General features: G+C 48.0%; 8 protein-coding genes and 9 tRNA genes. 13 read left to right on the forward strand and 4 right to left on the reverse strand.

The features are described from left to right. Nucleotides 1–8 precede the first annotated feature (8 nt). The 12 genes from tolB (at nt 9) to KXJ80_RS11490 (ending at nt 3,841) form a co-directional block, all read left to right on the forward strand. Nucleotides 9–1,337 (forward strand): Tol-Pal system beta propeller repeat protein TolB, encoded by a 1,329-nt coding sequence (gene tolB, locus KXJ80_RS11435; protein WP_037419426.1) that lies wholly within the window; start codon nt 9–11, stop codon nt 1,335–1,337. Between the two features lie 46 nt (nt 1,338–1,383). Further along, nucleotides 1,384–1,917 carry a peptidoglycan-associated lipoprotein Pal gene (pal, locus tag KXJ80_RS11440; RefSeq protein WP_037419429.1) on the forward strand — a complete coding sequence of 178 codons (534 nt, stop codon included), beginning with the start codon at nt 1,384–1,386 and terminating at the stop codon, nt 1,915–1,917. A 24-nt stretch (nt 1,918–1,941) separates the two neighbouring features. Further along, complete coding sequence (ybgF, locus tag KXJ80_RS11445; protein ID WP_037419433.1) at nt 1,942–2,691, forward strand: tol-pal system protein YbgF; 750 nt, start codon at nt 1,942–1,944, stop codon at nt 2,689–2,691. A 142-nt stretch (nt 2,692–2,833) separates the two neighbouring features. Further along, nucleotides 2,834–2,909, forward strand: a tRNA-Lys gene (locus KXJ80_RS11450). A gap of 54 nt (nt 2,910–2,963) precedes the next feature. Continuing rightward, nucleotides 2,964–3,039, forward strand: a tRNA-Lys gene (locus KXJ80_RS11455). A 35-nt stretch (nt 3,040–3,074) separates the two neighbouring features. Further along, nucleotides 3,075–3,150, forward strand: a tRNA-Lys gene (locus KXJ80_RS11460). A 35-nt stretch (nt 3,151–3,185) separates the two neighbouring features. Continuing rightward, a tRNA-Lys gene (locus KXJ80_RS11465) sits at nt 3,186–3,261 on the forward strand. Between the two features lie 35 nt (nt 3,262–3,296). Next, a tRNA-Lys gene (locus KXJ80_RS11470) sits at nt 3,297–3,387 on the forward strand. 33 nt (nt 3,388–3,420) lie between these two features. Further along, nucleotides 3,421–3,496: transfer RNA gene (locus KXJ80_RS11475), tRNA-Lys, on the forward strand. Between the two features lie 36 nt (nt 3,497–3,532). Beyond that, nucleotides 3,533–3,623: transfer RNA gene (locus KXJ80_RS11480), tRNA-Lys, on the forward strand. Nucleotides 3,624–3,656: 33 nt separating this feature from the next. After that, nucleotides 3,657–3,732 (forward strand) — tRNA-Lys (locus KXJ80_RS11485). A 33-nt stretch (nt 3,733–3,765) separates the two neighbouring features. Then, a tRNA-Lys gene (locus KXJ80_RS11490) sits at nt 3,766–3,841 on the forward strand. A 276-nt stretch (nt 3,842–4,117) separates the two neighbouring features. On the opposite strand, the gene KXJ80_RS11495 is transcribed toward KXJ80_RS11490, so the two are convergent. The 3 genes from KXJ80_RS11495 to acs all read right to left on the reverse strand — a co-directional run bounded on the left by KXJ80_RS11495 (nt 4,118) and on the right by acs (nt 8,391). Further along, the gene (locus tag KXJ80_RS11495) at nt 4,118–4,378 is read right to left on the reverse strand and encodes a GrxA family glutaredoxin (RefSeq protein WP_011072684.1); all 261 of its coding nucleotides are present in this window, start codon (nt 4,376–4,378) and stop codon (nt 4,118–4,120) included. A 60-nt stretch (nt 4,379–4,438) separates the two neighbouring features. Then, nucleotides 4,439–6,211 carry a DNA repair helicase RadD gene (gene radD / locus KXJ80_RS11500; RefSeq protein ID WP_218738755.1) on the reverse strand — a complete coding sequence of 591 codons (1,773 nt, stop codon included), beginning with the start codon at nt 6,209–6,211 and terminating at the stop codon, nt 4,439–4,441. 227 nt (nt 6,212–6,438) lie between these two features. Then, entirely contained in the window at nt 6,439–8,391 is a 1,953-nt protein-coding gene (gene acs / locus KXJ80_RS11505) for an acetate--CoA ligase (protein ID WP_218738754.1), read from the reverse strand. 175 nt (nt 8,392–8,566) lie between these two features. Here acs and KXJ80_RS11510 point away from each other — a divergent pair, with 175 nt between their 5' ends. Beyond that, complete coding sequence (locus tag KXJ80_RS11510; RefSeq protein WP_218738753.1) at nt 8,567–12,004, forward strand: hybrid sensor histidine kinase/response regulator; 3,438 nt, start codon at nt 8,567–8,569, stop codon at nt 12,002–12,004. Nucleotides 12,005–12,025: 21 nt separating this feature from the next. On the opposite strand, the gene bioA is transcribed toward KXJ80_RS11510, so the two are convergent. After that, nucleotides 12,026–13,384 carry an adenosylmethionine--8-amino-7-oxononanoate transaminase gene (bioA, locus tag KXJ80_RS11515; RefSeq protein ID WP_218738752.1) on the reverse strand — a complete coding sequence of 453 codons (1,359 nt, stop codon included), beginning with the start codon at nt 13,382–13,384 and terminating at the stop codon, nt 12,026–12,028. Between the last annotated feature and the right edge of the window lie 114 nt (nt 13,385–13,498).

Here is a 13,498-nt window from a genome sequence, read left to right on the forward strand (position 1 = left end):
GGAGTCCCATGAAAATTTTGGCAAAATGGTTAGCATTGGCAGTTCTGCTTTGCACTATGCCGGCAAAAGCGGCGCTGGATATTGTGATTACCGAAGGTGTGGATGCGGCGCGACCAATCGCTGTGATGCCATTCCAATGGCAAGGTGCTGGTGCGCCACCACAGGCGATTGCCGATGTGGTTATGTCTGACTTAGTGCGCAGCGGTACGTTTAAACCTTTAGATGAATTAGGGTTACCTCAACGTGGTATTGGAGCCTTAGCACAGTTTGATGCCAATGCTTGGGCTAATGTTAGTGCTGAAGCCGTTGTGGTTGGTTCGGTTAAGCCTTACGGCACGGATCAGTTTTTGGTGAGCTTTGATCTTATTGATTTGGTTAAAGCACAAAACCAAGCACTAAAAGGTCCTGCAAGTCCAACTGAATTTTTGATGGATAGTCGTCAGACCGTGATTTCTGCGACCCAGTTTCGTCAGTATGGCCACCGTATAAGCGATATCGTTTATGAAAAATTGACCGGTATTCGTGGTGCGTTTTTAACGCGTATTTCTTATGTATTGGTTAACCACAGTCAAAAAGCGGCTTATTCATTAATGATTGCTGACTATGATGGTTACAATGAGCAGATGTTATTGCGCTCTCCTGAGCCTTTGATGTCACCCGCGTGGTCACCCGATGGCCGTCGTTTAGCTTATGTGAGTTTTGAAAACAAAAAAGCCGAGATTTTTGTTCAGGACCTATACACTCAAGTGCGTACGAAGGTGAGTAGTTTCCCTGGCATTAACGGTGCGCCTTCTTTCTCGCCCGATGGTAAATCATTGGCCGTGACCCTCTCTAAGGATGGTCAACCTGAGATTTATGTCATTGATATTGCCACTAAGGCGATTAAACGTATTACCAACCACTATTCCATCGATACTGAGCCTTCTTGGTATCCTGATGGCAAGTCATTGTTGTTTACCTCCGAGCGTGGTGGTAGACCACAGTTATATCGTGTAGATTTAAATTCAGGCAAAGTGACCCGTGAAACCTTTGAAGGTGAATGGAATTTAGGTGGTTCAATTACCCCTGATGGTCGCAGCATGATTTTTGTGAATCGCACAAATGGTAAATTTAATATTGCACGTATGGATTTAAGTACGCGCTTTATGCAGGTGCTGACATCGACACGTTTGGACGAGTCTCCAAGTGTGGCCCCTAATGGTACTATGGTGATTTATGGCACTACGTATCAAGGCAAGCAAGTTTTAGCAGCTGTTTCTACGGACGGACGCTTTAAAGCGAGATTACCGGTAGGTCAGGGCGAGGTGAAATCACCTTCTTGGTCTCCGTTTCTCTAGTGTATTAGTTTGATTTATTAACATTTAATTTTATAAGGAACAAGTAATGGATCTGAACAAGTTGTTAAAAGCTATGTTGGTAGCACTTCCAATTATGGCTATTAGTGCGTGTAGCTCAACTTCTGAATCAGAAACTGATGCTATGGGCTCTACAAGCGGTTCTGGTAGTGAACTCAATGGTGGTGTTCAAACGGGCGGTATTGGTGGAATGTTGTCGCCTGAAGAGCAACAACGTCAGCAACTCGAGCAGTTGAGAAAAGAGCACATTATTTACTTCGATTTCGACCGCAGTGAAGTTCAAACTGAATATGCAGCTGTCCTCGAAGCCCATGGTACTTATTTAGTTGAGCACCCAAGTGTTCGTGTATTGATTGAAGGTCATGCCGACGAGCGTGGCACGCCAGAATACAACATCGCACTGGGTGAGCGTCGTGCTAAAGCTGTTGCTAAATACTTACAAGGCATGGGTGTACAACCTAGCCAAATGAGCATCGTAAGCTACGGCGAAGAGAAGCCACTTGACTTCACTCGTACCGATGAAGGTTTTGCTAAAAACCGTCGTGCAGTTTTAGTTTACTAAGATTGAATTACGGAGAGTAACGAGATGAAACGTGCCGTCTTAATTACGGCAATGTTCTTCGGCGCAGGAGCTGCAATTGCAGCTCCTGCTCCTGTTGAAGACCTTGCTGGTGGTTCAGGTGATGACAGACTTGCTCGTTTAGAGCGCATTGTAAAATCGAGACAACAAAGCGAAATTGATATGCAGCGCCGTCTGGATACTTTGCAGCAAGAAGTTCTCGACTTACGTGGTTTGACTGAACAACAAAATTATCAAATAGAGCAGATGCAGCAACGCCAGCGTCAGCTTTATGATGAAATTGCTAATTTATCTTCTAAAGCAGCGACTCCAGCCGCTTCAGTGCCTTCCACTCCTGCCGCTGCAGCAGCAACCGCGAATGCGGCCGCCAGTAGTTTAAGTGAAACGGCTAGCTACGAAAGCGCAGTTAATCTCGTGCTGAAAGAGCGTAAGTATGATGATGCAATCCCAGCCTTTCGCGCTTTCATTAAACAATATCCAGATTCAGTTTACGCCGCCAATGCTAATTATTGGTTAGGACAATTGCTGTTTAATAAAAGTGAGTTTGCTGAAGCTAAGCAAGTTTTCAATACGGTCGTGACCCGTTTTAGTGATTCCAACAAACGTGGTGACAGTTTAGTGAAGCTTGGCATGATCGCAGAGAAAATGGGCGATAAAGCTGGTGCAACTCAATATTACCAACAGGTAGTAAAAGACTACGCCAACAGCGCTGCAGCACGCATTGCCCAGCAACAACTGGCTGCAATTAAAGCGTAATTAACTAAAAAACATACTCTTAGTCTGTTTTTCATGCAAACGACAAAAAATTGGGAATTTACGCTTGCATGGGGAAATGAAAAAGGTATTATAGGCGCCCTCGGAACGGCGAGGTCGTTCGGGGCGCAAAATACCAGTATATGGGTCGTTAGCTCAGTCGGTAGAGCAGTTGGCTTTTAACCAATTGGTCGAAGGTTCGAATCCTTCACGACCCACCACTTACTCTAGTAAATAGAATAAGTTAACGGTATTTGAAGTGTTGTAGATTAGATGGGTCGTTAGCTCAGTCGGTAGAGCAGTTGGCTTTTAACCAATTGGTCGAAGGTTCGAATCCTTCACGACCCACCACTTTTCTGGAAGTGTAAAATTCAGAATCCTTAGATGGGTCGTTAGCTCAGTCGGTAGAGCAGTTGGCTTTTAACCAATTGGTCGAAGGTTCGAATCCTTCACGACCCACCACTTTTCTGAAAGTGTAAAACTCAGAGTCTTTAGATGGGTCGTTAGCTCAGTCGGTAGAGCAGTTGGCTTTTAACCAATTGGTCGAAGGTTCGAATCCTTCACGACCCACCACTTTTCTGGAAGTGTAAAATTCAGAATTCTTAGATGAGTCGTTAGCTCAGTCGCTTATGTTATAAAGCTAGGGCAGTTGGCTTTTAACCAATCAATCGAATGGTTTAAATCCTTCATGATTCACCACTTACTGAAGTGTAAAATCAGCATTCACTAGATGGGTCGTTAGCTCAGTCGGTAGAGCAGTTGGCTTTTAACCAATTGGTCGAAGGTTCGAATCCTTCACGACCCACCACTTTTCTGAAAGTGTAAAATTCAGAATCCAATAGATGGGTCGTTAGTTCAGTCGCTTATGTTATAAAGCTAGGGCAGTTGGCTTTTAACCAATCAATCGAATGGTTTAAATCCTTCATGATTCACCACTTACTGAAGTGTAAAATCAGCGTTCACTAGATGGGTCGTTAGCTCAGTCGGTAGAGCAGTTGGCTTTTAACCAATTGGTCGAAGGTTCGAATCCTTCACGACCCACCACTTACTGAAGTGTAAAATCAGCGTTCACTCGATGGGTCGTTAGCTCAGTCGGTAGAGCAGTTGGCTTTTAACCAATTGGTCGAAGGTTCGAATCCTTCACGACCCACCACTCTTTATCTCTACTAGTAAAAATCTTCTTTCGCTACTCATCACTAAAAATCTTAATTAATTTCACTGCATTTTCTACTTTGCTCATAGACTTATTGTCAGTTTTTCTCACGTGTTAAATGGTCCATATTGGCTGCAGATAAATAATAACAACTGGGGAAACACAAAATGGAACAAGTAAAATTGAGGTTGTTTTACTCTGCAACATTATTGATGTAACAACTGATGCAAAAGTAAAAAAGGAGACCTCAGGTCTCCTTGTTATCTCGTATTAGGGTTAACCTAACAGATTGTTATCACGAACATATTGTTCGAAATCGGTGCAACCACCTACGTGTTTTTCATCAACGAATATCTGGGGCACAGTTTCGACTGGCTTGCCGACAGTCTTCTCGAGATCCGCTTTAGAAATCCCTTCGGCGTGGATATCTACATATCTAAATTTAAAGTCATCACGTTTTTCAACGAGTTGCTCTGACAGTTGTACTGCTCGCACGCAATAAGGACAGCCAGGACGGCCAAAAATAACAACGTACATAATAGCTCCTTAGGATTACTTTAAGCGTTTTATACCATAGCGCTAACCGAATTGATAATGTCAGATGTGTTTATTTTCAGTTTGATAGCGCCCTTGGTAATCGAAATAGCTTTCGAGCAGATCCCAACCTTTTTTGTGCTTTTTCAGCAGTAACAGATCTGGCATCCGAAAGGCGGCACTATCGGCAATCAGCTCAGACACTTTTTTGTATTGCTTAGGTTTAATGCCTGGCGTGCGACTATGGGGGAAAATAAACAGCGCATACAAGGCACGCCATTGGGCGGGCGTTTGCAGCTTAAAGTGCCGATTAAACTCATTTCCGTCAATGTCTAGATATTGCACCTTAAGATCGCCCGCATCATCCATTAACGTCATATGCTGGCAGCGGAACAGATGATGGTGTTGCTTATTCAATACTTGCTTAAGGCGTTTATCGGGGTCGATTAAGGTCGACTGGCAATGCTGGCAAATACGCGCCGCAATGTCGTTCTCTTGTCCGCAATCGGGACAGGATTTAGACCTAAATCGAAAGTCACATTGCTGCTTTTGCCCATGATGCTCGACAATGCCCTGACAGCGACGGCCAAAGTGCTCGATAATATCGCCATCCTTGTCGGTTAATCCCCAAAAGATATTGGCAAACTGGCAGACAGGGCAATGCACTTGGACCGGAACAGATTTGCTATTGGGCTTAGCTTGGCCGATTTCTGGAAAATACAAATCATAACCATTGGCCGCGTAATCAATCACTAAACAATCTTTTTTACCTTCACAGATCCTAAGACCGCGGCCAATCATTTGTTGAAACAAACTCACCGATGCGGTGGGGCGTAAAATCGCAATCAAATCCACATGGGGCGCATCGAATCCCGTGGTCAGTACCGCGACGTTGGCGAGGAACTTAAGCTTCCTCGCTTTAAAGCGCCCGATAAGCTCATCACGTTCATTATCTGGCGTTTGCGCCGTGACGATTGCCGTTTGCTCGCTGTGCTGCTTGTTGAGCTGGCTAACAATTTCTTCCGCATGGCGAACCGTCGCCGCAAAAATAATGATCCCCTGGCGTTGATGACTCAGTTCAATCAGTTGCTTCACAATCGCCGTAGTTGCTCGCCCAGCGTGATTCAGCAGCGCATTGACTTGGGCCTCGGGATATTCGCCATTGTCATTGGGCTTGATTTGGCTGAAGTCATATTGAGCGCTTAAACCATCGAACAAGGTTGGCGCGGTTAAATAGCCTTGTTTAATCAGCGGCCTAATGGGGAGCTCAAAAATACATTGCTCGAAGATCCCAAGTTCAGGCGAGCCCACTTTGCCGTGGTAGTGGTGTTTGTAAATCCAGCCAGTGCCCAGTCGATAAGGGGTGGCAGTCAGGCCTAATAACCTCAGCTTGGGATTACGCAGCTGTAAATGACTTAATATCTGCTGATATTGGCTGGTTTTTTCGAGGCTGACTCTGTGGCATTCATCGATAATCACCAGCGAGAAGGGCTCATCGAATTGAGTTAAGGCGCGCACGGCGGACTGGATACTGGCCACGACGGTTTTGCCGTCAGTAGATTTTTGATTTAACCCTGCGGAGTAAATGCTGGCCTCAGTCGTCAGTAATCCCACCTTTTGCGCGTTTTGGGCAACCAGTTCCTTCACATGGGTTAAAACCAGCACGCGTCCTCTGGCGATGCGGGCAAGCTCGGCAATAACGATACTTTTCCCCGCACCCGTGGGTAGGACTAACACGGCGGAATCGGTGCTTTTTTTGAAATGCGCGATGGCGGCATCGACTGCTTGTTGCTGATAATCCCTGAGGGTAACGCTTGGGCTGGAATTAACTGACACGCTGCTAGATATTCTTGGTCGACTGAGTTTAGCGCCAAGCTTAACACAGAACCAAAAAAATGCCCCTTGGTTGGAGGGGCAACTAAGAGAAAGGGGCAATCAGGCACTTTCTCAACAGGGTTTACTTGATTGAAAGGAACACTTGCTAAAACGGACAGGTGTTCAAATGAACAGGAGCTAAAGCAACACTTAATCGTGATAAATCACGATTAAGTGTTGGACAACGATTACTCGTTGCGATTCAAGCGAGTTTCAATCAAGGTTTCAATCACGGCTGGGTCGGCCAGTGTTGATGCATCCCCTAAATTGGTCACTTCGTTCGCGGCAATCTTACGCAGGAAGCGGCGCATGATTTTGCCAGAACGGGTCTTAGGCAATCCTGTTGCCCACTGGATAAGATCTGGTGTTGCTAAGGCGCCAATTTCCTTGCGAACCCATTGGCGCAGCTCTTGGCGAAGTTCTTCGCTTTCTTCTGTGCCGCGGGTTAAGGTCACATAAGCGTAAATACCTTGGCCTTTAATATCATGGGGGTAGCCCACAACAGCGGCTTCAGCGACCAGTTCGTGCGATACCAGTGCACTTTCTACCTCTGCAGTACCTAATCTGTGACCTGAGACGTTAATCACGTCGTCTACACGGCCGGTGATCCAGTAGTAACCGTCTTCATCGCGGCGCGCGCCGTCACCGGTAAAGTACATGCCACGGAAGGTTTTGAAGTAGGTCAGCACGAAGCGTTCATGGTCGCCATACACGGTACGCATTTGGCCTGGCCATGAGTCGAGCAGCACTAAGTTACCTTCAGTTGCGCCTTCTAAAATGTTACCCATGTTGTCCACGAGCGCCGGTTGTACACCAAAGAAGGGGCGAGTCGCTGAGCCGGGTTTGGTATCGGTTGCGCCGGGTAATGGCGTAATCAAAATGCCGCCGGTTTCGGTTTGCCACCAAGTATCGACAATTGGGCAATGTTCATGGCCGATAACTTCGTGGTACCAGCGCCAAGCTTCAGGGTTGATAGGTTCTCCCACTGAGCCCATGATGCGCAGCGAGCTGCCATCATACTGGTCGAAATGCTGTTTACCTTCGGCCATCAGTGCACGGATAAGTGTCGGTGCCGTATAGAGAATATTCACCTTGTGACGGTCAATCATTTCGCCTAAACGCGCTGGACTTGGGTAATTAGGGATCCCTTCGTGGATAAGCACGGTCGCACCGTTCGCGAGTGGGCCATACACCATGTAGGAATGACCTGTGATCCAACCCACGTCGGCGGTACACCAGTAAATCTCACCGGGTTTGTAATCGAACACATACTCGTGGGTCATAGAGGCATACACCATATAACCACCGGTGGTGTGCAATACGCCCTTGGGATTGCCGGTTGAACCTGAGGTATAAAGTAAGAACAGCGGATCTTCAGCGCCCATTTCTTCGATGGCGCAGTGCTCGGATGCGGTTTCAACCAGAGAGTGCCACCACACATCGCGGCCTTCGACCCAGTCAACCTTGCCGCCAGTACGTTTAAGCACAATCACCTTCTCAACGCTGGTGACATCGGGATGTTTCAGCGCATCGTCGATGTTGCGTTTGAGTGGAATCGCACGGCCACCACGCATACCTTCATCGGCGGTGATAACCACTTTTGATTTACCGTCGATGACCCGTGAAGCGATGGAGTCGGGTGAGAAGCCACCAAAGACCACCGAGTGTACGGCACCGATGCGGGCACAGGCCAGCATAGCGACTGCTGCTTCTGGCACCATTGGCATATAAATGGTCACAATATCCCCACGGCGTACGCCTTGGCTGCGTAGGGCGTTGGCAAACTTACACACTTGTGTGTGCAGCTCACCGTAGGTGATTTTACGTTGTTCGCTGGCGTTATCGCCTTCCCAAATGATGGCAACGCGGTCGCTGTGCTCTGCTAGATGGCGATCTAAGCAGTTGGCTGAGGCGTTTAGGGTGCCGTCGTAGAACCAGTTAATCGATAAATTATGATCGTCAAAAGTGGTTTTTTTGATTTTAGTGTATGGCTTTATCCAATCGATCCGTTTGCCGTGCTCTCTCCAGAAACCCTCTGGATTGACAATCGACTCTTGGTACATTTTTTTATATTGATCGTTATTTACAAGTGCATTGGCAGCGATATTGCCGGAGACTTTGTAGAGAGACTGCGAGCTCATAGGGCTTCCCTTTCTAAAAATTGCGTGGTCTGAGTATGGTATGCAAGAGGGAGTCAACTCCATTAGACCTTGGTCTAGTTTTAAAATTTCCTTTATATTTAGGCTGTTGCACTCGAAAATCTGGCTAGATTTCAGCCATTATTTATCGCACAATAATGGAAAAAAGAGCAAAAATATGAATCTCACCTTAGTCGTCGCCGTTATTGCTATTTGTTATGTATCACTTTTATTCCTTTTAGCCTGGGGGGCGGAGCGCTGGTTTAGCGGCGTGACCAAGAAGCTGCAAGTGGTCATTTATGGCTTAAGCTTGGCGGTTTATTGTTCTTCTTGGAGTTTTTTAGGCACGGTTGGACAGTCGGCTAAGGATTTTTGGTCGTTCATTCCGATTTTTATCGGCCCAATTCTTATCTTCACCTTAGGGTTTGGCATGTTGCGCAAGATGGTCCTCGTGTCCAAGGCGCAAAATATTACCTCGGTCGCCGACTTTATCGCCGCCCGTTACGGTAAATCGCAAACCTTGGCGGCCATTGTTACCCTGATAGCGTTGTTTGGCATCATGCCTTATATTGCGCTGCAACTTAAGGCGATGGTGTTCAGCCTAAATCTATTTCAACCCGCGGATGACCCCTTAAATGGCATTATGATTGCGCTACTGATCACCGCGCTGTTAGCCATTTTTGCCATTCTTTTTGGCACTCGTAAGCTCGATGCTACCGAGCATAATCCCGGGATGATGCTGGCTATCGCATTCGAATCCTTAGTGAAACTGGCAGCATTTTTGCTGGTGGGGATGGTGATTAGCTTTGGCGTATTTGACGGGTTTGGCGATATTTGGCAGCAGGCGAGTGATAAAGCGTTAATTCATAACCCAAACCCCCGTATTGAAACTTTGATGCCTGAACTGCTTGTCGGCATGGCGGCATTTTTGTGTATGCCGCGCCAATTCCATGTGATGGTGGTGGAATGTGCCGATGAGTCGGTTCTTTCTAAGGGACGTTGGTTGTTTCCGCTGTATTTGGCCTTATTTGGTCTATTTGTCGGGCCACTGGCATTAGCGGGTAAATTGATCTTGGGCGATAGCGTTGCCGCTGATACCTATGTGATTAATTTACCGCTTGCGTTAGATCATCCGCTGCTGGCGGTGATTGCGCTGTTAGGCACCTTATCTGCGGCGACGGGGATGGTGATTGTGGCCGTGGTGACAATCAGTGTTATGGTGAGTAACGAATGGCTCGTCCCTGTGATGTTACGTACTGGCAATATCCGCGAGAAAAACTTCAGCCAGTTTTCGCAGATGCTATTAAATGCCCGCCGCCTCGCGATTATCATCATCCTTGGGTTGGGTTACGGCAGTTATCTGGCGCTGGCTGACAGCGACTCGCTATCGCATCTGGGGATGCTGTCCTTTGGTGCTTTTGCCCAACTTGCACCCGCGTTAGTGGGTGGACTCTACTGGAAACACGGCAATCGGGCAGGGGTGTTTTTAGGACTCAGTGTGGGTTTTAGCTTGTGGTTTTACATCATGCTCAGTGGTATGACGGGTAACCAAAGCCCAGCGACATTAATGTCTAGTAATTTCGACCTATTAGATGCTATTACACCGAATGTGCGTGATGCGCTTACGGCGTTATTTGCCAATATTGCCTGTTATGTGTTGGGCTCGATTTGGTTCAGGGCCGGGGTGGCCGAGCGTATTCAGGCCAGTGCTTTTGTCAGCCCTGGTAAGCTTAAAAATAATGCCAATAAGAAAAGCGGCCCTATCTCGCAGCAGGATTTATTGATTTTAGCTAGCCGCTTTGTGAGTCCAACCCGTGCCTATGAAAGTTTTAGTCGATTCTCTACCGAAGCGGTTAAAAGTGACAGTTGGCATAAGGCCGCGACTCCAGAACTGATTGCTCATACCGAGCGTTTACTCGCTGGCGTGCTCGGCGCTTCAAGTGCTTCTTTAGTTATGGATTCGGTTTTACAAGGTCGTGACTTGGCCTTAGATGAAGTCTTTAGCCTTGTGGATGAAGCCTCATCCAAAATCATGCTTAGTCAAGATATGCTGCGCGGCGCTATCGAGCATGCCTACGAAGGGATGAGCGTGATCGACAGCGACCTTAACTTGGTTGCATGGAACTACAAATATGTCGAGTTATATCAATATCCTGAAGGCTTTTTACAGCAAGGAATGCCTATCAGTGAAGTGATCCGCTTTAATGCCGCCAGAGGTTATTGTGGCGATGGCGATATAGAGCAACAGGTTGAAAAACGTGTGCAGCATATGCGTAATGGCACGCCGCATACTTCAGAGCGGCAACGTAAAGACGGTAAAGTGATTAAAATTCAAGGTAATCCCATGCCCGATGGTGGTTTTGTGATGACCTTTACCGACATTACCCAATATCGAGAGCAAGAACGGGCGTTGCTCGAAGCCAATGAAACGCTCGAGTCGCGTGTTAAAGAACGTACCTACGAACTAGCTCTGCTAAATAGTGAGTTACTTGAGGCCAAAGCACAGGAAGAAATGGCTAACGCCTCTAAGAGTCGCTTTTTAGCGGCGGTGGGGCACGATTTAATGCAGCCACTGAATGCGGCGAGATTGTTTACCGCATCCTTGTCCCAGTATCCTAATTTGGACCGTGAGGCGCGCACCACCTTATCCCATGTGAATAGCTCGCTCAAAACCGCTGGCGAGTTACTCACCGACTTATTGGATATTTCGAAGCTGGATTCCGGCATGGTGGAAGTCAATCGCCGCGATTTTGCCATATCCGAGCTGCTCAATGGTCTGTCAGTCGAATTTGAGGCGATGGCGGCGGACAATCAAATTCGCTTTCAGATGATCCCCTGTAGCGCGACGGTTAACTCCGATCCTTCGCTACTGCGGCGCGTGCTGCAAAACTTCTTAACCAATGCTTACCGTTATGCCCGTGGTGGACGGGTGCTGTTTGGCTGTCGCCATCGTGGCAGTGAGTTAGAGATCCAAGTATTGGACACGGGCTGCGGGATTGATGAGCACGAAACCCGCGAAATTTTCAAAGAGTTTAAGCGCTTAAATAATCCACGTAGTAAAAGCGTCAGCGGCCTCGGCCTCGGGCTGGCGATTGCCGATAGGATCAGCCGAGTGCTGAATCACGGGATCCAAGTGTCGTCGCAATTGGGACGAGGCTCAGTGTTTTCTATCTGCGTGCCCCTAGGGGAAACCGTGCGTCAGCCGCAAGTGAAAGCATTGCCATCCTTATTGCAACCTTTGTCAGGGATTAAAGTTCTGTGTATCGACAATGAAGAAGCCATTCTGGCGGGGCTTGAGAGTCTACTCAGCCGCTGGCAGTGTGAGGTGATTTGTGCCAAGGATTTAGCCGATGCACGCATAAAGTTAGGCCTAAAAGGGGTGGCGCCGGACATAGTGTTAGCGGATTTCCACTTGGACGATGGCCAAAACGGCGTCGATGCGATGGACGGGATCCGCGCGCTCTATGGCAAAGAGTTACCGGGGATTTTAATCACCGCCAATACTCGTAAAGAACTGGTGGAGGATGTGCAGCGCCGCGGTTATCACTACATGGCGAAAATGATTAAACCGGCGGCGCTGCGAGCCTTGATCTCAAGTCTTGTCAAAAAGGCTTAGTGACCAATGTGTTAGCCACATTTAACCGTGACTGATGGTGATGCTTTCATTCGCAAGCGCCTCGGTTTGAGCGGCCTGTGGCGGCGTAATCGTCGCTGCCACTTGCTTCATCGCCCGAGTCAGTTGTGTCAGCTGCTCGGGGCTTATCACATAAGGCGGCATAATATAAATCAGGTTGGCAAAGGGGCGAACCCATACACCTAAGTCAACAAATTGCTGCTGCAGCGCCGCGGTATTGACCGCTTGGTGCATTTCAAGCACGCCGACCGCGCCGAGCACGCGCACCTCTTTCACGCTGGGAATATCGATGGCATCGGCAAGCTCGCGCTGCATTTGTTGTTCGATGGCGGCAACCTGCGCTGGCCACTCCTGTTGATTGATCAGATCTAAGCTTGCGCAGGCGGCAGCGCAGGCGAGGGGATTGCCCATAAATGTCGGGCCATGCATAAAGACACCTGCGGGTGATTGGCTAATGCCTTGGGCGACGTTATCTGTGCATAAGGTGGCGGCAAGACTGATATAACCCCCCGTTAAGGCTTTGCCTAGGCAGAGAATGTCGGGCGTGATGTCGGCATGTTCATAGGCAAATAACTTACCGGTTCGGCCAAAACCCGTGGCAATTTCATCGAGAATAAGCAACACATTATATTCATCACACAGGGTACGTAGGCCACGTAAATACTCGCTGCTGTAGAATCGCATTCCCCCAGCGCCCTGCATAATCGGCTCGATAATTACGGCGGCAATCTCTTGATGTTGCTCGCGAAAAATGCGCTGCATTGGCGCTAAATCATCTTGGCGTAATGGTTCACCGAAGGGCGTTTGCGGCGCGTCGACAAAACACTGTTTCGTGACGGCCTCGCCAAACATGGTATGCATACCCCCTTCGGGATCGCAGACACTCATGGCGGCAAAGGTATCGCCATGGTATCCCTTCTTCACCGTGAGAATGCGCTGTTTTTGGGCCTTTTGCGCTAAAGGCAAATCTTGCCCCTGCCAATATTGCAGCGCCATCTTGATGGCAACTTCGACGGCAATTGAGCCTGAGTCGCACAGGAAGACTTTAGTGAGGGGCTCGCAGGTCATCGCCAGCAGTTTTTTACAGAGTGTAATGGCAGGCTCGTGGGTGATGCCGCCAAACATGACATGGCTGAGTTGGTGCAGTTGCCGCTCCATGGCCGTTAATATCGCCGGGTGTCCGTAGCCATGTACGCAAGCCCACCATGAACTGGTGCCATCGATAAGCTTACGGCCATCGACCAATTCCAGCTCGCAGCCTTGGGCACTGTGTACCCCAAAAACAGGAAGTGCGCGGGTCATGGAAGTATAAGGATGCCAAATATGGGCGCTATCAAAATCAAAATCGAGTAAATTGCGCATAAAAGCTCACAGTGTTGATTGAAAATTAATCAGTGGTAAACCTATATCACTGGTTGGCGTTGACAGTTTAAGGGCTGAGGTTATCCTAGCCAAGGTAAAATACAAAAATAAAAG

Origin of the sequence: Shewanella xiamenensis (assembly GCF_024971755.1) — a bacterium.
Lineage (GTDB): Bacteria > Pseudomonadota > Gammaproteobacteria > Enterobacterales > Shewanellaceae > Shewanella > Shewanella xiamenensis.

Bases quoted from the DNA above. Each gene is read 5' to 3' on its own strand.
- ybgF (WP_037419433.1), top strand. From the start codon at position 1,942: ATGAAACGTGCCGTCTTAATTACGGCAATGTTCTTCGGCGCAGGAGCT.
- KXJ80_RS11495 (WP_011072684.1), bottom strand. From the start codon at position 4,378: ATGTACGTTGTTATTTTTGGCCGTCCTGGCTGTCCTTATTGCGTGCGA.
- KXJ80_RS11510 (WP_218738753.1), top strand. From the start codon at position 8,567: ATGAATCTCACCTTAGTCGTCGCCGTTATTGCTATTTGTTATGTATCA.
- acs (WP_218738754.1), bottom strand. From the start codon at position 8,391: ATGAGCTCGCAGTCTCTCTACAAAGTCTCCGGCAATATCGCTGCCAAT.
- pal (WP_037419429.1), top strand. From the start codon at position 1,384: ATGGATCTGAACAAGTTGTTAAAAGCTATGTTGGTAGCACTTCCAATT.
- bioA (WP_218738752.1), bottom strand. From the start codon at position 13,384: ATGCGCAATTTACTCGATTTTGATTTTGATAGCGCCCATATTTGGCAT.
- tolB (WP_037419426.1), top strand. From the start codon at position 9: ATGAAAATTTTGGCAAAATGGTTAGCATTGGCAGTTCTGCTTTGCACT.